Source organism: Enterococcus sp. DIV0358 (genome assembly GCF_051713465.1).
GTDB lineage: Bacteria > Bacillota > Bacilli > Lactobacillales > Enterococcaceae > Enterococcus > Enterococcus faecalis.
Map to the genome: position 1 here is coordinate 2,720,936 of NZ_JBIOPX010000001.1, position 24,065 is coordinate 2,745,000.

At 40.0% G+C, this 24,065-nt stretch carries 20 protein-coding genes (1 of these 20 cut by a window edge); 1 reads left to right on the forward strand and 19 read right to left on the reverse strand.

Translation table 11 applies throughout. The annotated features are described in order from the left end of the window. Positions 1–499: 499 nt before the first annotated feature. The 19 genes from IGK70_RS13095 to IGK70_RS13185 all read right to left on the reverse strand — a co-directional run bounded on the left by IGK70_RS13095 (position 500) and on the right by IGK70_RS13185 (position 23,148). Positions 500–2,548 (reverse strand): hypothetical protein, encoded by a 2,049-nt coding sequence (locus IGK70_RS13095; RefSeq protein WP_438775332.1) that lies wholly within the window; start codon positions 2,546–2,548, stop codon positions 500–502. Between the two features lie 453 nt (positions 2,549–3,001). After that, positions 3,002–3,793: a dihydropteroate synthase gene (gene folP, locus IGK70_RS13100; protein WP_104855532.1), complete on the reverse strand. Its 792-nt coding sequence runs from the start codon at positions 3,791–3,793 to the stop codon at positions 3,002–3,004. Next, complete coding sequence (locus IGK70_RS13105; RefSeq protein ID WP_002354736.1) at positions 3,786–4,379, reverse strand: non-canonical purine NTP pyrophosphatase; 594 nt, start codon at positions 4,377–4,379, stop codon at positions 3,786–3,788. The genes folP and IGK70_RS13105 overlap by 8 nt, the downstream gene beginning before the upstream one ends. A gap of 3 nt (positions 4,380–4,382) precedes the next feature. Then, positions 4,383–4,952, reverse strand: a complete 570-nt coding sequence (gene folE / locus IGK70_RS13110) for a GTP cyclohydrolase I FolE (protein ID WP_002381007.1) — start codon at positions 4,950–4,952, stop codon at positions 4,383–4,385. Continuing rightward, on the reverse strand, positions 4,946–5,431 hold the full coding sequence (gene folK / locus IGK70_RS13115; protein ID WP_104855531.1) for a 2-amino-4-hydroxy-6-hydroxymethyldihydropteridine diphosphokinase: 486 nt from the start codon (positions 5,429–5,431) through the stop codon (positions 4,946–4,948). Before folK ends, folE begins: the two co-directional genes overlap by 7 nt. Continuing rightward, positions 5,432–5,794 carry a dihydroneopterin aldolase gene (gene folB / locus IGK70_RS13120; RefSeq protein ID WP_104855530.1) on the reverse strand — a complete coding sequence of 121 codons (363 nt, stop codon included), beginning with the start codon at positions 5,792–5,794 and terminating at the stop codon, positions 5,432–5,434. 197 nt (positions 5,795–5,991) lie between these two features. After that, positions 5,992–7,341 (reverse strand): glutathione-disulfide reductase, encoded by a 1,350-nt coding sequence (gene gor / locus IGK70_RS13125; protein WP_002354732.1) that lies wholly within the window; start codon positions 7,339–7,341, stop codon positions 5,992–5,994. Between the two features lie 86 nt (positions 7,342–7,427). Further along, positions 7,428–7,826: a hypothetical protein gene (locus IGK70_RS13130; RefSeq protein ID WP_002411275.1), complete on the reverse strand. Its 399-nt coding sequence runs from the start codon at positions 7,824–7,826 to the stop codon at positions 7,428–7,430. A 74-nt stretch (positions 7,827–7,900) separates the two neighbouring features. Continuing rightward, positions 7,901–9,454 carry a hydantoinase/oxoprolinase N-terminal domain-containing protein gene (locus tag IGK70_RS13135; RefSeq protein ID WP_104855529.1) on the reverse strand — a complete coding sequence of 518 codons (1,554 nt, stop codon included), beginning with the start codon at positions 9,452–9,454 and terminating at the stop codon, positions 7,901–7,903. After that, the gene (locus IGK70_RS13140) at positions 9,455–10,549 is read right to left on the reverse strand and encodes a DUF917 domain-containing protein (protein WP_002408411.1); all 1,095 of its coding nucleotides are present in this window, start codon (positions 10,547–10,549) and stop codon (positions 9,455–9,457) included. Between the two features lie 19 nt (positions 10,550–10,568). Beyond that, entirely contained in the window at positions 10,569–11,843 is a 1,275-nt protein-coding gene (locus tag IGK70_RS13145) for a cytosine permease (RefSeq protein WP_002381011.1), read from the reverse strand. A gap of 391 nt (positions 11,844–12,234) precedes the next feature. After that, the gene (locus tag IGK70_RS13150; RefSeq protein ID WP_002354724.1) at positions 12,235–13,797 is read right to left on the reverse strand and encodes a PucR family transcriptional regulator; all 1,563 of its coding nucleotides are present in this window, start codon (positions 13,795–13,797) and stop codon (positions 12,235–12,237) included. Positions 13,798–13,820: 23 nt separating this feature from the next. Next, positions 13,821–15,068: a peptidase U32 family protein gene (locus tag IGK70_RS13155; RefSeq protein ID WP_002368523.1), complete on the reverse strand. Its 1,248-nt coding sequence runs from the start codon at positions 15,066–15,068 to the stop codon at positions 13,821–13,823. Positions 15,069–15,095: 27 nt separating this feature from the next. Next, on the reverse strand, positions 15,096–16,016 hold the full coding sequence (locus tag IGK70_RS13160) for a peptidase U32 family protein (RefSeq protein ID WP_104855528.1): 921 nt from the start codon (positions 16,014–16,016) through the stop codon (positions 15,096–15,098). A 179-nt stretch (positions 16,017–16,195) separates the two neighbouring features. Further along, complete coding sequence (locus tag IGK70_RS13165) at positions 16,196–17,230, reverse strand: FUSC family protein (protein ID WP_002354721.1); 1,035 nt, start codon at positions 17,228–17,230, stop codon at positions 16,196–16,198. Positions 17,231–17,363: 133 nt separating this feature from the next. Beyond that, positions 17,364–19,859, reverse strand: coding sequence for an ATP-dependent Clp protease ATP-binding subunit (locus IGK70_RS13170; protein WP_002378875.1), 2,496 nt, complete (start codon positions 19,857–19,859; stop codon positions 17,364–17,366). Positions 19,860–19,861: 2 nt separating this feature from the next. Continuing rightward, positions 19,862–20,329, reverse strand: coding sequence for a CtsR family transcriptional regulator (locus IGK70_RS13175; protein ID WP_002354715.1), 468 nt, complete (start codon positions 20,327–20,329; stop codon positions 19,862–19,864). A gap of 304 nt (positions 20,330–20,633) precedes the next feature. After that, positions 20,634–21,863 (reverse strand): aminotransferase class I/II-fold pyridoxal phosphate-dependent enzyme, encoded by a 1,230-nt coding sequence (locus IGK70_RS13180; protein ID WP_002387604.1) that lies wholly within the window; start codon positions 21,861–21,863, stop codon positions 20,634–20,636. Then, the gene (locus IGK70_RS13185; RefSeq protein WP_002391542.1) at positions 21,841–23,148 is read right to left on the reverse strand and encodes a PTS sugar transporter subunit IIC; all 1,308 of its coding nucleotides are present in this window, start codon (positions 23,146–23,148) and stop codon (positions 21,841–21,843) included. The genes IGK70_RS13180 and IGK70_RS13185 overlap by 23 nt, the downstream gene beginning before the upstream one ends. Before the next feature lie 145 nt (positions 23,149–23,293). Between IGK70_RS13185 and IGK70_RS13190 the strand changes: the two genes are divergently transcribed. Continuing rightward, positions 23,294–24,065, forward strand: the 5' portion of a protein-coding gene (locus IGK70_RS13190) for a MurR/RpiR family transcriptional regulator (protein ID WP_002354705.1). It continues 86 nt past the right edge of the window; 772 of the gene's 858 nt are visible here — the first part of the coding sequence; the start codon lies at positions 23,294–23,296; its stop codon lies off the right edge, out of view.

Below are 24,065 nucleotides of genomic sequence, written 5' to 3' on the forward strand. Positions count from 1 at the left end.
AGAGAGAATTAAAGAAGCGGCTGGATCCTATTGAGGATTTAGCGGCTAGCTTTTTAGGTGATACCTTGGTATAATAAACACGAAGAGAGCGTACTAGATATACGCTCTCGGGTAGACCGTTTAAGACGGTAGCTTGATTTTGATACGGAAATAAACCCGTTAATCCTGGCTAAAGATTATGACGGGTTTATTTTTTGTTGTTTTTATTACTGATTTTAACAATTAATGTTGCGAAAGCGATCGCAAGCATCAATGCTTCAAAGACAGTCACTGCTATTCCTTTCTAGGGAAAGAGCAAACAAGCAAAAACATTGGCAGTCCTCCTTTTTTTGAGAAATTGCCACCGTCATAAACTTCCTACTTGTGTAGTATAACACATTTGCACTTTGTTAGAAGGCGCTCTCTTTAAAAAAGTAGAAGCCCCAGAGAGATCTATAAAAAAGTGTCCAAAGATCTATTAATAGATCTTTGGACACTTTTTTCTTATTAAACAAAGGTTTTATTCTGGCGCATCTTCCAGAGACCATCGCAATACTCCACTATACCTTCCGACTGGATCAGAAGGAAAAATCGTCAACTGAAGTTGTTTGGTCAAATTAGCGGTAGCGTTGCCGCTTCCTTGCAAAATAGGTTGGCTATCTGCATTAATTAGAACACGCTGATTCTTCTCACCATAACTTATTCTTTTGTCGAGTAACTCACCGTTTTCGTTCTTTAACGGTTGTTCTTCTTTTACTTTAATTGTCCACCGACTTTTATCAAGTTTGCTTGTATCTTCAATGCGGATTTCTTTATTTGTAATAGAAGAAATCATTGTCTCTGTTGCGGGAATTTCATTCACACCAAAATTGATTGTATCAGGTAAAATGAGCTTGGGCCCAGCTTCTTTTTGAAGAGTCCGACTGTCTTTTTCTGACTCTTGATTGTTCTCATCTTTTATATAAAAGAAAACCTCTCGATTCAACCAATGTTCAGGAAAAGTATACGTAACTTTATCAACAACCGATTCTGGCGCATCTACATATTTTTTTAATTCTTTTTCTTCCGTGCCACACTTCGCTATTAGAGTTATATTGGTTGATGGATCATGGGAAAATGAAAAAGTAACTTCTCGCTGATTTGTAAAACGTGAGACCAATAGCGGATTTTCTTCATCCATCAATTTGAATTGTAATAACTTCTTTTCACGATAACGATGAATAATTGTTTGCTCCTCTGGAAGAAACATTCCTTGATCTTGTTGGGTCTTAATTGGTTCATAGCCAGCTATTTCGGGATACTGATTAGACAAGTCAAAAGGCGTGGTTAAAATCCCTTCTTTTGTGACTGGTTCATGAATAGCATTATCTTGTTCATTTAAAAACACAGCCGTTGCTTTCCCCACATAATTCACACTGGATGTAGCAGTCGTTTCCTCTAAATTTTCTCCATCTAAAAGAGTTCTTGCACTAAACGGCAAGACTAATTTTCCACTTGAAATGAGCGCCGTATCGACTGGATTTTGAGTCCCTTGCCATTTCAAGTAAACTTTATATTGTAATACGGTATCGTAGAGACGACTATCTGACAGATTTTCTGTCATAATTTGGACATTTTCACCATCTGTTTGGCTAGTAAATAAATCCGTTAAATCTTCTCCTTTAAAGTCTGTAACTAAGACTTTGTCAAATTGATATTGCTTTGTTTGATTTACTTGGTTCAGGTTAACGTTTACAACCATTTGACTAGGTTTTGTCCACTGATCAATATTGGGAATGGTCTGTTGCACATTTAAACAAACAGCCGTCTCTGCATTTTCAAAATAAGTATCCATTGCGTAGGCTGGTGGAAATTCTGGTTTTGCCAAAAAATCCGTAAAGTAAACAATGGATGACGGCGTTGTGTCATTGTTGTGGACTACAAACGTAACAGTAGAAATACTTTTGGTCGTCATTTCAAAACGCTGGCGAGGGTCCCGCCAAGGTACCCCTGCAGTAACGTTTTTTAGATATAACCAATAATCATCGTCTCCGCCATCCCACGTATCGTAAAGAATATGTGTAGGATTTTCCGCATATAAGGCATCAATTATCGTTCCAGGGTTTTTATAGCCAACATATTTGTTTGAATTTAACCCATAGTAATTAAACGCTGTTTTTATCGTTAAGGGCTGACCATAATTATCAACAAAATCATAGGTAACCAGCATTTCGCCTTTAATCGTAATTCCTAAAAAATAGCTTTCAGTAAAACTAATTGATCCTCCATCCAAATTACTTTTATTCCGTTGTAATGTAACTAATAAATTAACTGCTTTTCCTTCATAGAACCCCACATTTTTTACTAATGCTTTACTTTTATTTGTCGTTCGACTAACTGCCATGTAGTTTGAATACACTTCGCCTTCAATTGGTTCGACGGATGTATTTTCGCCGTAATGCATAATAAATGTGTTTGCCGCTGGTGTAATCGATTGATTTGCCCAATGGAAATAGCCCAGTTCTGTTAATGGTCTAGGAGCAGCCTCTACTTTTTCAACTCCTAAAAAGATCCCTCCAACTATCCACAATAAAATCAATAAATAGTTATGTTTTTTCAATTGAGATTACAACCTCCTTACTTTTACTTGTAAAAAATAAAATAAATATTAAATAACAATTGATATTATTTGAAGATCCAAAGACAATTGTAATAGAATTTCTATGCTGTATCTACTCTAAAATATTTCTTAAAAATACCTAAAAAACGAAAGCTTATTTAACAATCGACTTTCCCGTTTCAACTTAGCATAATAAACACGATAAACATGAAGAGGTCAGGACAGAACCAATTAGTTCCGAAGGCGTTGGTTCTGTTTCTGCCGTTTATTAGGTTGCGAACGTTTAAGACGTCATCTTTAATTATAATCAACCTTCGGTAAAAGTTATGACAGGTTTATTTTTTATTACTGATTTTAGCAATAGACTAAACAGACCGACCATCAAAAAAAGATGGTCGGTCTGTTTAGTTTATTGCTCTGCCCTTACTCCTTCTCCGACAATGCTCGCCAGACATCAAATGTTTGTTTTAAGCCTTGGACATTATGAACACGTAAAATTTCTACGCCTTGTTGTGCTGCATACAAGGAAGCAGCGGCTGAGCCAAAATCACGGTTGGCTGGTTCTGGTTCGTTCGTTAAAGCGCCAATAGTTCGTTTGCGAGAAACGCCGTACAGTAACGGATAATCTTGGTAGCGAAAGGCGTTAGGATCTTTTAACAGTTGAAGGTTTTCTGCGACAGTTTTATGAAAGCCAATCCCTGGATCGAAACAAATTTTTTCTAAGGAAAGCCCATATTTTTGGCATTGTTCAATTTTTTCTGTATAAAATTGGTGTAACTCTTCTTTTAAAGAAAGGGATTGGTGTTTTCTGGAATGCATAATCACAACTTGGATTTCAGGATATTGTGCGAGGACTTCTGCCATTCCTGGAGTGTCTAATCCTTTGATGTCATTAATCATTGTGGCGCCAGCTTGGATCGCGGCTTCTGCTACTTCGGGATAGTAGGTATCCACAGAAATCGGCGCTAGAGAAGTCTCACGTATTTTTTTTATTAATGGTAATACTCGGTCTGCCTCAACTTGTGGAGAAACTTCTTCGTAGCCAGGACGTGTGGATTGGCCGCCAATGTCTAAAATATCAACATGCGCTTCTAGTAGATGAAGCGCATGTTGATAGGCCACGTCGACCGTTGTGTAGCTACCGCCATCAGAAAAAGAGTCGGGGGTCGTGTTGACAATCCCCATAATTTGGTAATTCTTTTTTAAATCAATCATTGTCACATTGCTCCTTTATCTGCTGAATCATCTTTCGTAAAGCCCGCATTCTAGGACTTATCTTCATTCGTTCACTCGTGGACAACTCCGCTAAGGTTTTGCCCCGGTCCGGTAAATAAATAATCGGATCAAAGCCATAACCACCTGTACCGCGCGGTTCAACTAATTCACCAGTCAAAGTGGCTTCCGTTTGCAACAGTTTGTCGTCATCGAGTACATAGACCAACGTGGCTGATAAGGTTAACTCTCGGGTCGACTGTTGCCCTTCAAATAAGTGCAACAGTTCGCGGTTCTGTTCTTCCGGATTGGCTGAATGGAAAAAGCGGCTTGTATGAATACCTAATAAATCAGGAAAAGCAGTTAACGTTAAGCCGCCATCATCACCTAACACTGGGCGGCCAATTAATTGTTGGAAAAAGCGAGCTTTTAGATAAGCATTTTCAGCATACGTAGTGCCAGTTTCTGCAGGTTGTTCTTGACTGGTTGTATACTTTCGATAAGAGACAAGTTGAATAGCGGGGTCCTTAAGTCCTGATTGCATTTCTTTTAACTTACCTTGGTTATTCGTGCCAACAATGATTTCCATTTTCTAACGTATCTCCATTAAAAATTGATTTTTCCACTCTTGTTCTTTAAATAGTCCGGTAAATTGAAATGTTTTGGTGCTACTTTGTGGTGTTTTCACGCCGCGCATCGTCATACACATATGTTCCGCTTCAATGGCTACTGCAATGCCTTTGACGGGAATATTTTCTTGGAGTTTGCGGGCAATTGTCACTGTTAAATCTTCTTGAACTGTGGGACGTTTGGCACAATGTTCTACTAATCTTGGTAACTTGCTTAGTCCCAATACTTTGCCACCTTCTGGCAGATAAGCGACATGTACTTTTCCATAAAATGGCAATAAATGGTGTTCACACATTGAATAAAAGGCAATATCTTTTACTAGAACCATTTCGCCTTCATTTAAGCTATCAAATAATTTATAATCGTCAAATTCAGGTTCGGTTAAGCCACTAAAAACTTCTGCATACATTTTAGCTACACGTTTGGGGGTATCAATGAGTCCTGATCGTTGAGTATCTTCCCCCACTGCTTCTAAGATTGTGGTAACTGCCTGCTCAATTTGCGCTTGTTTTTCCTGCTCCATCTCTACCATTCCTTTTCGCTTACTCGCACTTCTTCTTGATTGCCACTGCGCTGAATCCACGTAGCTATTGGCGTGCCCAATAGTTGTTCCTCTGCGTAAACATCACTTAAGGGAATCAAAACAAATGACCGTTTTGTTAATTCTTGATGAGGAACTTGTAAGTGGGGCAACGTGACTGACTGTTCCCCTAATAATAAAATATCAATATCAATAATCCGCGGACCCCAGTGAATTAATTTTTTACGTTTCATTACTTGCTCAATCCCTTGGGTAACAGCCAATAACTCTTCAGCGGTATAGCTAGTATCAATTTTCAATACGGCGTTCAAAAAATCATCTTGGTCTGTATAGCCGTAAGGATCCGTTTCATAAAGTTTTGAAGAAGCCACGACCTGAATCTGCGGGTCTTCGTTTAAATAATTGCGGGCTTTCACTAAATTTTCGTACGGATCGCCGACGTTACTACCTAATGCTACATAGCCAATCATCTATACTTCTCGCTCCATTTCAATTTCAATATTGTCAAAAAGACCGGGCATGGGCACACTATATTTTCTAATTTTAATGATAATTTTGTTCAATTGTTCTTGATAATCTGCGGAAATATCATCTAAAATAGCACTCGCTAAACCTTCGATTAAATCGTACGAGTGATTGTTTACTCGTTGGGTAATCAATTCATTCACTTCGGCATAATTGACGGTTTGGGTGACATCATCTGTTCGCCCTGCCTCGGCTAGCGACAACTGCATTTCAAGGTCGATTTCTACTTGCTGTCCTAGACGTTTTTCTTCTGCCAAAACACCATTTTTTGTGAAAAATTTCAAGTTGTTAATTCTAATTTTATCCATCCTCTAACTCCCTACCCTCTGTTTTGCTGATTTTTTTAATCATAGCATATTTCTTGGAAAAGTCAGTAGTTAAAAGATGGAAAAGTGGTTATTGGTATGATATAAAAAATTACTTTTTACGAATCAAATAATATAACTCGTGTATTCAAAAAAGAGCGTTGCTGATGCAACGCTCTTTTTTGGGGTTTATTCGCCTTTTATCGCATTGTTACAAATTCTTCTGAGCCTGTTGGATGAATCGCAACAGTATTATCAAAATCTGCTTTGGTCGCGCCCATTTTAATAGCGACTGCAAAGCCTTGTAGCATTTCGTCAACACCGATGCCGATGCCATGCAAACCGACAATTTTTTCTTCTTTACCGACACAAATTAATTTCATGTCGCATTTTTGACGGTATTCTCCTAAAGCAAAATACATTGGTGTAAAGCTAGAGCGATAGATTTTCACTTGGTCTTCACCATATTCTTCAAGCGCTGCTTTTTCCGTCAAGCCAATTGTCGCAACTGGTGGATGGGTAAAGACCACCGTTGGTACCAAGTTATAATCCAAATATAAATCGGTTTGTCCGTTAAATAAGCGTTCAGACAGGCGCCGACCAGCGGCAATCGCGACTGGCGTTAAGTCGATTTTCCCAATGACATCGCCGACTGCGTAGATGCCATTTTGCGTGGTATTTTGGAATTTATCTACTTTGACGTAGCCTTTTTCATCAAGAGCTACTTTCGTATTTTCTAAGCCTAATTGATCCGTGTTCGGCTGACGGCCTGTCCCGAAAATCACGGCATCTGTCGTAATTGATTCACCATTTTCAAATGTAATAACGTACTCATTCTGCGCCGTTTTTTCAATTTTAGCTGGTGTTGCATTCGGATGAATTTGCATGCCCATTTCTTGATAGCGTTCTACGACTTTTTCAGAAAGCATGTCATCAAAGCTTCGTAATGGTCGTTCATGACGGAAGGCCCAATGTGTTTCTGCGCCTAAGCCATGTAAGGTTCCTGCTAATTCGGCTGCGATGTAACCTGCACCGACAAAGACCACACGTTTTGGCATTTCTTCTAATGCAAAGAAGCCGTTTGAATCTAAGGCATATTCTTCTCCTGGAATACCTAGTTTTTTCGGACGACCACCTGTCGCGATTAAAATGTGCGGCGCCGTATATTCTGTCCCATTGACTTCAATTGTTTGCTCCCCAGTAAACGTAGCGTAACCATGGATACGTTCAATGTTGTTACTGTCTAAACCACGATTATACGCACCATGTAAGAAGTCGATATATTTTTCACGATTTTCAACTAATTGTTTAAAGCTAAAATTTTTGATTTCAACATCAAACCCGTAGCCTGCTGTATCTCTTTCCATCATTTCCATCATGCTGCTGGCTTGCCACATGACTTTTTTAGGCACACAACCAACGTTGACACAGGTCCCACCAATTTCGTTGCCCTCAATTAAAAGGACGTTAGCTCCGTGCATTCCTGCGCGGTTAGCAGAAGCAATCCCGCCACTACCGCCACCAATAACAATATAATCATAGGTTTTCATTTATTCTGGCTCCCTTTCAATTTGAACTTTCTCCTTTATTATCGCAAAAAATAGCAAAAAAAGACAGTCGTATTACTTACTTTTGTTTAGTTTTCTGCTGCTTCTGTTTTATGGATTCGTTCCATAAAAGCGCTGGGGGAAAGGAATTCAATCGTAGCATTGTCGAAGGGAATTCCTAAATCTTCTTTGGTTACGTTTGGGTTCATTGTAATGACGTAAAGTGTTTTGCCTAAGGAAAGTGCAATCCCAATTTCTAAATAACTTAGTCGGTCAAAGTCACCATTAATAAAAACGTAGGTTGCTTCGTGAAGATACCGTTTTATCACTTCAATATCTGTAAACATTCCGGTTTGAACACAATCTGCTAACCCGAAGCCCACTGCACCCATACAGCCATGCTCATCTTCAAACAGCTGAGGATCTACCAAAAGGTCCGTTTGAATACGAGGGTTTTGACCAATTTGGTAGGCGAATAATTTAGCCATAGTTATTCCTCCTTCTTTTTCTTTTACTATAGCACAAAAAGGAAACCCTCATATGCCAGAGGATTCCCTTTCTTTTAGTACATATTCCCAACCACTTTTACTCGTAAGCGGGTTGCATTTTCTGGATGATAGGCGAGTGGTGTTTCTTCCACCTCGACTAACTCGATTGTGCCAGGGACTGCACCCGCAAGTTCAGCTTGTTGGACGGCTTTTTCTTGGGCATCAGTCAACGCCGCGTCTCGTTGGATTTTTGAATAGACATAAATTTGTTCGTATTGTCCGCTAATCTGAGCGATAGAGGCACCGATGGCATTCGCCACTGCTCCGTTTTCGTTGCGGATTAGCGCTTTAACGCCTGTCAATTCTTCGGGGATGATAATACTCCCACCACCAACTAAAACGACCGTCACGTCTGCGGAACTGGTTTTCATGCGATCAATCGCTTCACTGACTAATTCGCCAATTTTTTGGTACACTTTTTCCGCAAACGCTTGGTCTAAATGAGCCACTTTGCTAGGATCACCGACTTGGGCATGACCTAAGCGAACCGCAATATCAGTGGTCGTTAATTGTGTGCCGCCAAAAACAAGGGCCTCTTGTGTAATACGGTAGCCGACACTATCGGGGCCAACTGTCACAGAACCATCTGGTTGTTCACGCACTAGACTGCCGCCGCCGACACCGATTGACACGATATCTGGCATTCTAAAATTGGTCCGTACTCCGCCAACATCAACGGCCAGTGAAGATTCTCTTGGAAAGCCATCCACTAACACGCCAATGTCTGACGTTGTGCCACCAACATCTAAAACAACCGCATCTTTCAAGCCAGCTAAGTATGAAGCGCCACGAATACTATTGGTTGGTCCACAAGCAATGGTTAAAATAGGAAACTGTTTGGCATAAGTTAACGACATTAACGTACCATCATTTTGACATAAGTACACTTGGGCGTGATGAATTTTTTCTTGTTCTAAGGCTTGTTCAAAGCCTTCGCTGGTCACTTTAATTACTTTGTGCAACGCAGCATTCAAAATTGTCGCATTTTCCCGTTCGATTAAACCGACAGACCCAATCATTGAGGAGCAAGATACAGGAACATCTGCCCCTAACACTTCTTTCGCAAGTGCTTGAACAAACAATTCTTGGTCATTTTTTAAAGAAGAAAAAACGCCAATTACTGCGATTGCCTCTACTTCTCCTCGCCAAGAGGCCAAAATCCCACGTAATTCTTCTTCGTCCAGTGCAGTCAATGGTTGTCCATCATATTCGTAGCCGCCATGTGCTAAAGCATACGTTTCTGAAAGAGTGGCCACTAAATCCTTGGACCAAGCTGTGTAAGGCAAGACCGAAGCGGTTGCTGGATAGCCCAAACGAAGGACCCCAACTTTTGCTAATTTTTTTCGCTCAACAATGGCATTCGTACATTGGGTCGTGCCCAACATTGCATGTGTGACTTTAGTTGGGTCCACTGCTGATTCTGCCAAGACTTTATTTAAGGCACCGGCAATCCCTGTTTGAATATCATCGGTTGTTGGAACTTTCACTGAATGAATCAAGTTTAATTGATGATCTAAAATAACAGCATCTGTATTTGTGCCGCCGACATCGATACCGATTTTATACATTTATTTGTCCTCCTTCGCTACTAAGTTTTCTAGTGGTTGATAATCCATTTCGTAGCCGAAATACCGAGGACCCACTGTTTCGATACCTTTTTTCGTTCGCCAAGCGGCATTCGCTTTCAAGCCCATTACTTGGACACGTTTGCCGTATTTCAAGCTTTCTGTTGTCACAGGCGTTAAAGTTTCTAAATCTACCATACAAATCAAATCAGGCGTCATCGCAATTACCTGACCATCTTTCTCGGCAATTAAATTTTCATTTTGAAAATGGACGACTGCTTCTGAACCAACATCACTGTTTAAGCCACTCAATTTGACACGTCCCAAATTGAAGCCACCTTTTACTTCTCGTTCCACATCTAAAATTTTTCCTTGGAACAATTCAAAGCCATCCGTAACTTCTACTAATGCTTGGCGTTTTTCTTGTTCATCTGCATAGGTACCTCGAATCACTTTGCCAATTTCTTCTGATAATGTCACGATGTTGTGAATACCATAGTCTTGTAATTGTTTGCCTGTCGCGGGATAAATGCTCACTAAAGCACTGGCGCCCATTTCAACCGTTTGAACACGAGCAAGACGTTCTGTCCAAGTATTATCAATCGTTTCCATAATGCCAATATTTCCTTTTTCATCGGTAATTGCCATAGGGGTCGCTGACATCCCATTCAAATGGAACGTTACCATAGGCAATTCTGGAAAGGCCCGACCCATACCATCACAATCCACCAAGGGAATGCCTAGCTTCGCTGCAACAACAATTGGAATCATTGAATTGACGCCCCCAGCTTCCATTGGAAAGGTCCCCGCAATCGTTTCTTGGTCTAAATATTTTCCTAACTTCTCAAAGACACGGACGAATTCGTCGCCTTTGGGAAATTTTTCAATTGCGACAGATGGGGCACCCATCATTGCGGCTGGTAGGAAAAAATCCTCCGCGGCAATTTCTTCTGGAGAAACCAGTTTGACAGGTCCGTTTTCTTCGATGGCGGACAAAGCCATCATTTTACCAATATAGGGATCACCGCCACCTCCTGTCCCTAAAAAAGCTGCTCCTGTAGCTATATTCTCAATTGCTTCTGCATCTAAATAACGCATTCTCCGACACTCCTCTTCTTCATTCCATTTCTAATGATTCGGTGTTCGTCTGTTGACGTTTTGCACCGAAATAATAAATAACAAACGATAAAACAATGCCAATTAGCGGTTGGTTAGGCAATTGAGGGGCATTGGGAAAGAAACTCATAATCACCGGAATGCCCCCCACTGCAGCACCAATTAGCCATGAAAAAACACCTAATTTATTCACGCCAGGCGTTGGCTGCCATTTGGTTCGATCGCCTTTGTTAATCAACCAATAGGCAGCAATCATTACACCAGCCACTGGTGGAACCATCGCAGAAAGGACGGACATAATCGGCGTAAAGTAATTTAAAATCCCCACAACTGCTAATAAGGTCCCAATGGCGCCGGCCGCACCGACAGCGACTTTTTCTTTTTCTTTTGGAATATCAAAGACATTAATCAAGGCCAGTCCGCCAGAAAAAGCATTCACGGCATTCGTGGTCCAAGTTGCTAAAATCAGCGCAATAATTCCTAAAACTGGAAAACCGAGATTCATAAAAACTTCCGTGATATCTGCGGTGTTCGAAGCAATGGTCAAGACCGCACCAACGCCAATCATCAACAAGCCTGTCGGTAAAATCCCTAAGGTGGCCGCTTTGACCACATCTTTACGAGAAGAAACATATTGAGAGTAATCTCCAGCAATTACTGCGCCTAATGCAAAAGAACCGACAGTCATTGAAAGACCCGACATAAAGCTTCCTGCTGTTTGAGGGGTATATTGACTAACAGCCGCCCAACCGTTGTTTCTTAACGAAGCCACCAAGCCATAAAGACAAACCAGAACTAACACAGGAACCGCAAAATAATTCAGAATTTTCAATATTTTTATGCCATAAAGAGCCGAAATAAGCATAATAATTCCCCAGATTAAGGAAGAAAGCGACACAGGTAAATCAATGCCGTAAATTTTTAAAAAGTTCGTGAAGGCGCCGCCGCTGACATTGGCTTGCAAACCAAACCAACCTAAGCAAGCAATCGCTAGAATAATGGAAATAATCTTTTGCGAACCTTGAATGCCAAACACTTGAGAAGCGACTTTGACAGAAGGTTCTTGTAAGTCGGAACTTTGAATTCCTTGTAAAATCATTAAAATAACAATAATACCATAACCAATAAATCCTGTTAACAAAGCTTCCCATAAAGGCATGCCTGCAACTAACGTTCCTCCAATAATTAATCCTGGCACGCTAATCATTGCGCCCGCCCAAACAAATGCTAAGCTAAGCCACGATTGTTGTTGCTCGTTTTTTAATTTCATTCTCATTCCTCCTTAATTATTTTTTCAATTATAACGAAAAATCAGTCATAGGTCTTTTTCAAATTGAAAAAAATATCAAGGAAGTTTTGGCTAAAAATAAAAAAGAGACAAGAACCTGGGACAAAAATCACTTTGGATTTTTGTCCCAGGCTTAAAAATTGATAAACGGCGGAAACAGAAGCAACTCCTTCGGAAATAAGCCGAAATTCTCCAAAAATTAAAGAACACCGGGTAGGTATCATGCAACATCAACTCGTTCCTCGTTGTGTTTTATGACAATTTTCGGAAATTCCTTCTTATTGCTGAGAAACACTATTTGCAAAGCAAATAGATGTTAAACAGTACCTACTTGGTTCTCGGAGTTAAACACTTCTGTCCCGACCTCTGTCTGCTTTTTTCATTCATTCGTGACCAAGCGATATAAGATCATCGCCAAATAGACTTCATAGGCTTCGGCGGCGTTGGTCATATCATAGCCGAGCGCTTCATTAATTTTACTGATACGATATTTGACCGTATTTTTATGAACAAATAGGCGTTCGCCGCATTCTTTAAAATCACTACTTGCATCTAGTAAAAACGTTCCTAATGTCATTAACTGCTCTGATTCTTTTAAGAGAGGTTGGATAACTGCTAAGCGTTGTTGGATTGCTTCTTCTCCTGCTTGGAGACACGTCATCATTTGTTGAACTGTACGAATTTCCGCGATTGATAACACTTTTCTTTGTGGATAGACGCGCTTTAAAAACGGCGCGACTTGATTAGCGGTTTGGTAGCTGACACGCACTTCAGTCGTGTTACGAACTTTCGGACAAAGGATGATTTCACCTAAATAGTCCTGATAGTCTGTGGCTTGCAAGTATTCTTTACTAATCGTGGCTTCAGGCTGTTTGTGTAAATAATTACCTAAGAGAACAATCAGATAATTTTCTGTTTGCTGGACAATCGTTGTTTGGTAATAGTAACGTAGGAAATCTTTCAAATCTTGCTGAATAGCGTGGATTTCTTGTCCTTGTTGCCAAATGGGCAAAAGCCACATCGTTTCGACAGAAGAAATATCAATCATTAATTTTTTGGCTAATTGGTACATCTTATCACTTTCGTCGTTAATGATTGCTTGGACTAAGGCATACTCACTGACTTCGTCATAGTTTTTCCCCCATAAATTTAGAGCCATCTGAACGACTTCCACCGCTTGATTCATCTCAAAAGAGGTTAACTGCTCTTCTTCTCGAATGAAGTAAAGCTTCAATGTTTGTCCATCTTTCTGAGGAAGTTTTTGCGAGGTAATGAAGTAGGTCGTTTCTCCCAGCGCTACTTTCTCTTGTGATTGATAAAGTAACTTGGTTAAGGGTAATTTCGTGCTTCGCGGCCAATTGATGGTGCTGATGATTTCATTGGTATATGTGGTTAACGCAATGTTGACTTTTAAAAAATCGGATAGGATTTTCAAGGTCATTTCCACACTGCGGTTTTGTTCAGGCAAAAGGGAAACTTTTTCCAAGAGGTCCGTTGCAAAAGAAGCCATTTTATTTTTATTGACTAACAATTTCATGACTTCATAAATGACTTCGTTGTAGCGTAATGTGGGATCATTTTTAGGCATTTGGATTAAAATAAAACCTAAAGAATCCGCTAATTGAATCACTTCCTCTGCAACTTTCGGTACGATAATCCCAACGTAGTACAAGATTAGGCCTACTTCGCCTAATTCATGGAGATGCCGAATCGTTTCACATTGCTTCACCACATCATGACGAATGGCACAAAATGAACCAATCAAAATTTCGCCAGCATGGTATTCATTTGTTTTGTGAAGTTTTTCCGAAAACAAAGACATATCAGAGACTTCTAAAAAAGAAAGAGAAGCAACAGATGTGTCCAATTGGTTTTTACCAGAAAGTACCGTTGCTTCTCGCAAAGACGGTAATTTTAATAAATCATTCACGCGGACACTCATATTTACTCCTCCTTTTGGCTGGTTTATTTTTTCTTACGAATCATATCGCCGACTGCAACAGGTTGCGTCACTTCCATTGTTAATAACATCATGGGATTAGGTGCCCGATCGATCGCTTCACCGTCTTCATTATACATCTCTTTAACGGTTTGGTGGAAATGGGTAAACCCGGGACCATAAAATTCAATTTCATCGCCGACACTGAAAAGGTTCCGTTGACGAATTGTCGCGACTTGCGTCTTTTCGTTGTACGCAATCACTTCGCCAACAAATTTATATTGTGGAATTTTACGACGTTCGCCGAATAATTGTTCATTTTCACTTGGTGTATTGTAATAAAAACCAGTTGCTAATTCACGTTGTGCTACTTTCCATAATTCATCAATCCACTCTTGTTGGCAGACATAGTTTTCAGGGTCTTCCATGTAAGAATCGACGGCTTTTTTATACACATTAGCGACTGTCGAAACATAGTGAATGGATTTCATGCGGCCTTCAATTTTAAAACTATCGACACCATTTTCAATTAATTCTGGAATATGTTCAATCATAGACATATCTACGGCGCTCATTGAAAACTCTTCTTCAACTTCCCCTTCACTGGTTTTGCTCCGACGTTCTGTCCCAAAAGGCATATCAAATAACTCATATTTCCAGCGACAAGATTGAGAACAACCGCCACGATTGGCATCCCGCATCGACATATGATTGGACAAAGTACAACGTCCTGAATATGAAATACACATTGCTCCATGAATAAAGGCTTCAATCTCAATGTCCGTATTTTCACGAATCGCTGCAACTTCCTCCATTGAAACTTCGCGCGCTAATACCACACGTTCTAAGCCTTCATTTTTCCAAAATTCTAATGTTTCATAGTTGGTTGCTGAAGCTTGTGTCGATAAATGGATAGGTAAACCTGGTGCTTCTGTCGCACAAATTTCGATTAAAGCTGGATCGGAAACAATCACAGCTGAAATTCCGATGTCTCGCAATTCTCTGAAAAACGCTCCTGCCCCTTCCTGGTTTCCTTCATGAGTGACCATATTGGCAGCGACATAAACTTTCGCATTATGTTCGCGGGCAAAGGCTACGCCTTCCGCCATTTCTTCTGGCGTGAAATTTCCTGCGCGGCTACGCAGACCGTAGGCATTCCCTCCGATATAAACGGCATCGGCACCGTAACGAATTGCGACTTTTAGTTTTTCTAGCGTCCCGGCTGGAGCCAACACCTCGGGACGCTTCAATGTTCGTTCTGTCATTACTTTCATGTTCTTCTTCCCCTTAAATGAATCAATTTATTTTATTGCATCGGCACTTAAATCAAAGAAACCATTGTCTAAGCCACGACCTGTTGGATGTAATTTTTCAATTTCAGCTGTTGCATGAGCTGCTTGATCTTCTGACCAAGTTCCCGTTTCAAGTGCTGCTTTCGCTTCAGCAAATAAGCGAGCAATCGCGACAAAATTTTCACCTGGCGTGTAAAGGCCATCGAGCTTCCATGTACGATAGTGATGGTCATACAAGTTTGTTAACTCATTCATCAAGTTCACATCGTTATTGGCAAAAATATGCGTACCATGACTATCTTCATAAATGGAATAGTGGGTTTCTGGTTTTTTGGGTTCAGAAATAAACAGCCCTTCGTCTTTCGTAACCCCTTTGTCGTTCTTTGTGTAATTGTAGTAATTTTGAATTAATGGGCGTTTCGATTGATGAATACACGTCGCCCCATAGACAAGAATTTCAGCTGGAACTGCTAAGTTTTCTTCCATTGCTACCATTTCTTCAAAAGGTACTTCCCGAGCTAGGACAGCTCCGATGGCTCCTCGTTTACTCCAAAAATTGATTTGACGTGAGCTCGTTACCAAGGTTTCGCCATCATAAACGTAAGGAATTTCTAATCCATCTCGCTGCATAATAAACACAATACCTGGATCACCCAAAGTAATTTTATCGACGTTGATTTCTTTTAAAAATGTCAGATACTCTGGGACTAATTTCATTTTTTCAGGGTGCATAATGCCATTTACTGCAACTAGCACTTGTTTGCCCATTTCATGTGCACGTTTCACAATCTCGCGTTGTTCATCTCGTGTAAAAGATACGGGCAAACGCAACCCGAATGTTTCTTCTCCAATATATAATGTATCCACACCTGTTGCGAGTAATTCTACAGCCTGCTCAACAGATTCTGCAGTTGCAATCAGTTCAATCATAAATATAGCCTCCTTCTTTATGACCGTTTAATAGTATCATACGTTCACAAACTTTAAAAGAGCCTATCTGTATTAAACGTACATTTTTCACAATGTTTCCGAAAAAAATTTTGGTAGAGAAGCACCATCCGCTTACCTACCAAATGTTCTTTTTTAATTACTGGTCATCTATTCTTTGGTCACTCGTTCAAGTGATATTTTCGTTCATAAAACGTTACTACAACGGTAAATAGCCACGCTGCTGCTAAGCCTAACAAGCTGCCTAAAACAATCCCTAAAAAGCGGAATTGAATCAACGTTATCACGTACTGCTGACGAACGAGCAATGAAAGCATCAGAGCCATAGGCGTTGTGAAAAATTGTGCCAATCCATAATTACGACGAATAAAATACTCAACGGTCACAAATAAGATTGTAATCACGACAATCGATTCAAAAGTTGTCAAAGCTAAATTAAGCAGAAAAGCGGAAATAACCAAACCAATTGTTGTGCCAAAAATTCGCTGAATATTTCGCTGCTTAATCGCACGTAAATTGTCTCCTTGTAAAATGGATGCACAGGAAACGACTAACCAATACGGATTCTGTAAATGTAAACTTTCGCTGATATATACAGCAAAAAATAAGACAAAGCTATAATATATGCTATCTAATGGCGCTTCTGGATGCCGATAAATTCGTTCCCGTAATGATCGCTTAGCTAGCGGGGCACTGATTTCCTTCTCTGTAAAATGCAACACTAGTGCAAACAAAATAGAAAAGCCAATACCTAATAACATACAGCCACTCATGAACGGAATTTTTGCTAACGGAATACTCGTACTGGCACCCATCGCTGTCACCATCACACCAAAGAAGGCCCCTGGTTTTGAAATATCGTAGACTTCAAAGAAAAAGCGGCCACCAAAACCGACCAGTGCAACAACAATGGGAATAAGCCATGCAATATGGGTCGATAACATGCCTAACAAATTTCCTAAAAAAAGGTAACTACCGACCACAGATAAACGAGTCATTAACTGTTTTAATGGTAGCGGCTGATAATATAAAAAAGTAAAAATACCTAACGAGCCAAAGCTTGAAATCAATAATTGATGATTGATATAGCCCAAAAAAAGAATGCTGAACATAACCAAGCCAGCAAACACTAGTCGAAAAGGATTATCCTTTGGACGCTGATAATGTAGTAATTCTCGAAAAAAAGATTGTTCCATTCCATCACCCCTCCTTATTAACGTAGCACAGAAAAATCAATCTGGCAATTCTCAAAAAGAAATCGCCACTGGAAAATAGAAAAGCCTGGTATAAAAACCCTAAATGGTTTTTATACCAGACTTCGCATCTCATCTATACAGTTTGTAATTCTTTCGCTTCTGTCTTTGGTGCTTTTGGTGCCCGCACATTTAACGTGATTTTACCTTTGCTAGCGCCTAAAGTTACTTTATCCCCTAACTGAATTTGACCAGAAAGAAGGGCTTCACTTAAACGATCTTCCACTTCTTTTTGCAAGGCCCGACGAATTGGACGTGCGCCATATTCTGGATCAAACCCGACTTTACCAATAACTTCAATTGCAGCTGGTGTGATTTTCACTTTAACCTCTTGTTCGGCCATCCGTTTCACGACAGATTGACTCATAATTTTTACGATTTCATGAATTTCCTCTTGTTTCAAGGAATGGAATACAACCGTTTCATCAATTCGGTTTAAGAATTCTGGACGGAAGGCTTTTTTCAATTCTTCCATGATTCGTTTTTGCATTAATTCATGATTTTTAGAAATGTCTTTCACATTGAAGCCGACATGTTTTTCTTCACGAATCGCTGTTGCTCCTAAGTTGGAGGTCATGATTAAAATCGTGTTACGGAAATCGACTTTTCGTCCTTTGGCATCCGTTAAATGGCCATCATCTAAGACTTGTAATAAAATATTAAAGACATCTGGATGGGCTTTTTCTACTTCATCTAGCAAAATAACGGAATAAGGACGTTGACGAATTTTTTCAGTTAGTTGGCCGCCTTCTTCGTAGCCGACATAACCTGGAGGAGAACCGATTAAACGGCTAGTACTGTATTTTTCCATAAACTCAGACATGTCCACGCGAATCAAGGCTTCTTCGCTGCCAAACATTGCTTCGGCTAAGGCTTTGGCAAGTTCTGTTTTCCCAACCCCAGTTGGTCCTAAGAACATGAAGGAACCAATCGGTCTTGCTGGGTCTTTCAAGCCACTACGCGCACGACGGATAGCGCGTGAAACAGCTTCAACTGCTTCATTTTGGCCAACGACCCGTTGATGTAAAATGGTTTCTAATTCCATCAATCGTTCGCTTTCTTTCTTCTCTAGCTGCTGCAAAGGAACGCCTGTCCATTGTGAAACGACTCCAGCCACGTCTTCTTCTGTTACTTGTGTACTGTAACCAGACAGACTTTTTTCTTTCACTGCAATCAATTCTTCTAGTTTTTCCATCACTTGTTTTTCTTTTTGACGAATCCGAGCAGCACTTTCAAATGATTGGTTTTGAATGGCCTCTTCTTTTTCCGTAATTAATTGAGAAATTTCGGTACGCAATTCATTAATTTCTGAAGGTTGATCTGCCTTATCTAAACGAACTTTTGCTGCAGATTCGTCCATTAAATCAATTGCTTTATCTGGTAATTGGCGGTCATTTAAATAGCGAATCGACAATTGAACCGCCGCATGTAGAGCTTCATCTGTAATTTCTACGCCATGATGTTTTTCATAGCGTGAACGCAAGCCTTTTAGAATTTCTTCTGCTTCTTCTGGCGTTGGTTCTGCTACTTGAATACGGGCAAAACGACGTTCCAAAGCGGCATCTTTTTCAATATATTTTTGGTATTCATCCAGAGTTGTCGCACCAATGGTTTGCAACTCACCACGTGCTAAAGCAGGTTTTAAAATATTTGAAGCATCGATCGCCCCTTCTGCACCGCCAGCACCGATCAAGGTATGCAATTCGTCGATAAATAAAATGACTTGTCCATCTTGATAGATTTCATCGACAACTTTTTTCAAGCGATCTTCGAACTCACCTCGATATTTGGTTCCAGCAACCAAGGCACCCATGTCTAGCATCATTAAACGTTTGCCTTGCATATCTTCAGGGACTTCCCGGTTGACAATTTTCTGAGCTAAGCCTTCTGCTATCGCTGTTTTCCCAACACCTGGTTCACCGACTAGGACAGGATTGTTTTTGGTACGGCGACTCAAAATTTGGATCAAACGACGAACTTCGGTCCCGCGACCAACTACTGGATCCAAGCTTTGTTCTCGTGCTAACTTGGTTAAATCCCTCGCTAAAGAATCCAATGTTGGCGTCCCTTGTGGCGCATTTTTATTTTGACCATTCCGACGACGTTGTGCACCATTGGGTTCGGAAACGCCCATTTTTTTCAATAATAATTGACGCATTTTGGATAGACTTAATCCTAAATTCACTAAAATTCTAGACGCTAAAATTTCTTCGTCTCTTAACAAGCCTAATAATAAATGCTCGGTACCAATCTTTTGAGCCCCTAAGCGCTTCGCTTCATCTCCAGCATAGGCAAAGATTTGTTTGGCTCTTGGTGAATAAGGTAAGTATAAGTTGTTATTCCCCATTGGACTTTGCATGGTGCCATAGCCACTTAAATGCTCAATTTCTTCACGGATGTCTTCTGTGTCAGTATTCAATTGTCGTAATGTTTTTCCGGCAATCCCATTCGGTTCTAAAACGAGTGCTAATAATAAATGCTCAGAACCGACGGATTGATGACGAAAATACTTCGCTTCTTCTTGGGCAATCGCCAGTACGGCTTTCGCACTTTCTGTAAATAGTTCATCCATAGTTATTCCTCCTCATAGCTCAAGCGCTCTAAAAATGAACGCATTATTTGAGCTCTTAGAAAATCTTCGTGATTCCCCAGACCATTCAATGTGCTTTTACTTAAAGCAGCTAGCATTAAATTGCCTTCCTTTTTCGTAATCACTTCTTCTTCATACAATGTTTGAATAAATGTTAGCGCATCTTTTTCTGTTAAGGTTGCGCCAATCAATTGATCCATTTGTTTTAGTAATTGATCGTTATCTGAAATTTGTACTTTGACAATGCGAATATAGCCGCCTCCACCACGTTTACTTTCAACTGCGTAGCCTCGTTGGATGGTAAAACGTGTATTAATTACATAGTTAATTTGTGAAGGAACGCAATTAAATAAATTAGCCATTTCCGCCCGACGGATTTCAATTTTATTACTTTCTTCTAAAATCTTTTTTAAATAAGCCTCGATTAAATCTGACGTATTTTGATTACTCATAGTCTTCCATCCTTCTTCTCTCTTGACTAATATTGACCATTATTATATCGAACTTTGCCTATTAAATAAAGAGGAACGCTTTGACTTTAATAAAAAAATGCAAAACAGGAGGAGCAACCTCAGTCAAACTGACTTAAGTTCCCCTCCTAAAATTGAAAATATGTTATTGAATCACAGAGGCTGAGACAAAAGTGTTTAGCTCCAAGAAATAAGAAGAAATTTCCGAAAATTGTTCTTTAATTTTTGGAGAATTTCGGCTTATTTCCGAAGGAGTTGCTTTTGTTCAGCTGATTATCTTAATGTCTCACAAAAGCGATTCTTCGCCATAGGCTTGATCCAAGGCTTGTTGAATATCTTCGATAATAGATGTTGGCTCTTCCAAACCAACGTACATGCGAATGTGCGCTGGCGACAAGCCTCTTTTCTGAACAGCTGCCAAGTTATTACCTTTGAATACAGGCAAAGCCAAACTTTCAAAGCCACCCCAACTGACCCCAATTGTGACCAGCGTCAATGCGTTCACAAATGTTTTCAAACGTTCAAAATCGGTATCTTTTAAATCAATCGCAAACAATGAGCCATAACCTGTTAAATATTTTTCTGCTAACGCTTGTTGTTGTTGATTTCCTACAAAAGGATGATATAAGCGGCTGATTCGCGGATCCTTTTGCAAAGCCAACAGCACCGTTTGGATGGCTTGAGACTGATGCGCCAACCGAACGGGCATGGTACGAATACCTCGTAACGCTAACCAAGAATTGAAGGGACTATTGACTGCGCCTAAAGCTTGATGACCATGTTCAAAAATTTGATCTACAAGCGCTGCTTTGCCAATGACAGCCCCTGCTACAATATCCGAATGACCACCAATATATTTGGAACAAGAATGAATCACCAGGTCCACATTATGGCATAAAGGATGCTGAAATAACGGTGACGCCCACGTGTTATCAATGACAGTGTATGCGCCAATTTTTTGTGCTAACGCAGTTATTTTTTCTAAATCTAGCAGTTCAAACTTTTGTGAGGACGGACTTTCAAAGTAAATGACTTTGGTGTTTTCCTGAACAAATTGAAAAAGTTCTTCTGTTTCTGCAACGTCTACTTTGGTCAAGGATACGCCAAATTTCTCTAAATATTGCACAAACGAAACAGATTCTCCATAAATTGTGTTGACCATTAAAACATGATCACCTTGTTGGAGCAACGTAAACAGCGTTGCCGAAATAGCGCCCATTCCTGAGGCAAAAACTTTACATTTTTCTCCACGTTCCAAACGAGCAATTTTTTTCTCTAAAATTTCTGTTGTGGGGTTGGTACCACGTGTGTAAACATAATTATTTTTTTCATCTATACTCGCTGCCATAAATTCTTCGTAAGTTGGAAAATAAAAGGAAGAGGTTTGAACCAACTCGGGCACCATCGGATGATACATTTTTTCCATTCCTTTTTCCACTTCACAGCAAATATTTTCATCATTCTCAACATGCATTTCCTTCACTCCTCTTTCTCTACAATGTTTCTGGTACTTCATGGGCTTCTTCTTTTTGATATTGTCGATCTAAGGCTTTTACAAATGGATAATAAATAACGACACTAGCGGCAACAGCTAAAACTTGCGTCACTGCACCTTGCCATTTTCCTACTAAAAAGCCCGAAAACAGAAAGGGCGTAGCCCATGGTGCTTGAATGTTTGTAAACATTGGCATGAACCCAATTTTCATTGACAGAAAGGCAATCAAGACCGATACAATCGGCGCGACCGCAATCGGAATCAATAATAAAGGGTTAAAAATAACTGGGAGTCCAAAAATCAAGGGTTCATTAATGTTGAAAAATGCTGGAACAAACGAAATTTTCGACATGGCTTTCATTCTAGACGAATGTCCGACGATGGCCATTGCAATAGCCAAGCCAATCGTGCAACCAGCGCCTCCAATTGTAGCAAATTGATCGAGCATTTGGACCGTGCCAAAGTTGCCACTTTGAGCAGTTAATTGTCCTAATTCCGCTAAGCTTTGGTTTTTGTCTGCATTCGCATATAAAATAGGATATAGCATGGAATTGATGACAGTTGGATGAATTCCAAACCACCAGAACAGTCCATTTAAGCCAGCCACAATAATAATTGCAAAAGGGGTTCCGATTAAACCTTGCAGTGGCGCTTGAATCACCGCATAAATTAATTGTGGGAAGGAATCCGCAAACGAAAGCCCAATCCCATTAATCAATAAAGCCACCGCTACCACAAAAATCCCAGGAATCAATGCACTAAAAGCTTGGCTCACCATAGAAGGCACGCTGTCAGGCATTTTGATGACTAATTTTTTCTTAATACAGAAACGAGTCAACTCAACCGAAAGAATTGACATAATAATGGCCGTAATCACCCCTTGCGTTCCTAACCAATCAAACGATAAAACTTTCGTCACAACTTCGCCTGATTCAGTGGTCACCGTTTTCGGTAAAACGACTACGTAAGCAACAATTCCTAAAATTAATGAAGTTAAACGATCCATTTCGTAACTTTCCGCCAATTTATAGGACATCGTCCCAGCAAAAATAATTCCCATCATGTTGAAAGTTGCTCGATAAGCGGGTGAAATCATATCCGCCCAACCTGCACCGAAAATTCCAGCCATAAAATCGCCATACCCTGCTACTGGAAAATCTGTAATCAACATAAAAATCGATCCAATAATTGTTAACGGCATAATTGCAAAAAAACCATTTCTTAAGGCTTGAAAATAACGTAAACTTGTAATCCTTGAAACTTTAGGCACTACAGCTTGCTCCACCCAGTTTGTTAACTTATCCATTTCACTTCTCTCCTTAATCCTTTGTGATATCCTCATCATAAAGAAACCGCTTTCTGATGTAAATACAACTAACTGATTCTGTAACTATGTTTCATAATTCATACGCTTAAGGTATACTGAAAGCGAAACAAAGTACCACAGAGAGGTGAACCCATTGAATCTAATCGAATGTTTAGAACAAAAAGAACGCTATACATATAACGAAGGGCTAATTATTGATTTTATTTTATCTCATACTGAACGAGTCCTGCATATGTCGATTTATGAACTAGCAGAAGCCACCAACTCTTCAACCTCCACGATTGTTCGTTTGTGTAAAAAAACAGAAACTAGCGGTTTCAAAGAATTTAAAATCCGCTTGTCCCGCGACTTAGAAATTCACTACCAAGCAATCCGGAATGTTGATGCGAATATGCCTTTTTTAGCGCAAGATTCTGATTTACTAATTGCCAAGAAAATTGCGCAGTTAACGACTGAAACTGTTCAATCCACCCAACAGTTATTAACCGAGGCCATGTTAAATAAAAGCATTGATTTACTTTTAACCGCTGAAAATATTTTAGCAGTGGGTGTCAGTAACTCCTACATTCGCTTAACGGATTTTCAAACAAAGTTATTACGCATTCAGCTATTTATCCATTTAATCCCTTATCAAGCTGAACAATTTTATTTAGCCATCAATGCCACCAAAAATGACGTAGCCATCCTCGTCTCTTACAGTGGTAACACTGCAGAAATCGTAAATGAAGCACGGATTTTTGCAGAAGGAGGCACTCCGATTATTGCCATTACTTCAGACTTGAACAGCCAATTAGCTAAATACGCCACAGTGATTTTGCCCATTCCTAACGTTGAACATGCAGATTTCAAAGTCTCGACCTTTTCCTCTCAACTAGCCATCGAATATATTCTCAATG

Excerpts from the sequence above, each read along its gene's own strand:
- folP (WP_104855532.1), bottom strand. The coding sequence starts at position 3,793 with ATGATTGATTTAAAAAAGAATTACCAAATTATGGGGATTGTCAACACG.
- IGK70_RS13105 (WP_002354736.1), bottom strand. The coding sequence starts at position 4,379 with ATGGAAATCATTGTTGGCACGAATAACCAAGGTAAGTTAAAAGAAATG.
- folE (WP_002381007.1), bottom strand. The coding sequence starts at position 4,952 with ATGGTAGAGATGGAGCAGGAAAAACAAGCGCAAATTGAGCAGGCAGTT.
- folK (WP_104855531.1), bottom strand. The coding sequence starts at position 5,431 with ATGATTGGCTATGTAGCATTAGGTAGTAACGTCGGCGATCCGTACGAA.
- folB (WP_104855530.1), bottom strand. The coding sequence starts at position 5,794 with ATGGATAAAATTAGAATTAACAACTTGAAATTTTTCACAAAAAATGGT.
- gor (WP_002354732.1), bottom strand. The coding sequence starts at position 7,341 with ATGAAAACCTATGATTATATTGTTATTGGTGGCGGTAGTGGCGGGATT.
- IGK70_RS13130 (WP_002411275.1), bottom strand. The coding sequence starts at position 7,826 with ATGGCTAAATTATTCGCCTACCAAATTGGTCAAAACCCTCGTATTCAA.
- IGK70_RS13135 (WP_104855529.1), bottom strand. The coding sequence starts at position 9,454 with ATGTATAAAATCGGTATCGATGTCGGCGGCACAAATACAGATGCTGTT.
- IGK70_RS13140 (WP_002408411.1), bottom strand. The coding sequence starts at position 10,549 with ATGCGTTATTTAGATGCAGAAGCAATTGAGAATATAGCTACAGGAGCA.
- IGK70_RS13145 (WP_002381011.1), bottom strand. The coding sequence starts at position 11,843 with ATGAGAATGAAATTAAAAAACGAGCAACAACAATCGTGGCTTAGCTTA.
- IGK70_RS13150 (WP_002354724.1), bottom strand. The coding sequence starts at position 13,797 with ATGAGTGTCCGCGTGAATGATTTATTAAAATTACCGTCTTTGCGAGAA.
- IGK70_RS13155 (WP_002368523.1), bottom strand. The coding sequence starts at position 15,068 with ATGAAAGTAATGACAGAACGAACATTGAAGCGTCCCGAGGTGTTGGCT.
- IGK70_RS13160 (WP_104855528.1), bottom strand. The coding sequence starts at position 16,016 with ATGATTGAACTGATTGCAACTGCAGAATCTGTTGAGCAGGCTGTAGAA.
- IGK70_RS13165 (WP_002354721.1), bottom strand. The coding sequence starts at position 17,230 with ATGGAACAATCTTTTTTTCGAGAATTACTACATTATCAGCGTCCAAAG.
- IGK70_RS13170 (WP_002378875.1), bottom strand. The coding sequence starts at position 19,859 with ATGGATGAACTATTTACAGAAAGTGCGAAAGCCGTACTGGCGATTGCC.
- IGK70_RS13175 (WP_002354715.1), bottom strand. The coding sequence starts at position 20,329 with ATGAGTAATCAAAATACGTCAGATTTAATCGAGGCTTATTTAAAAAAG.
- IGK70_RS13180 (WP_002387604.1), bottom strand. The coding sequence starts at position 21,863 with ATGAAGTACCAGAAACATTGTAGAGAAAGAGGAGTGAAGGAAATGCAT.
- IGK70_RS13185 (WP_002391542.1), bottom strand. The coding sequence starts at position 23,148 with ATGGATAAGTTAACAAACTGGGTGGAGCAAGCTGTAGTGCCTAAAGTT.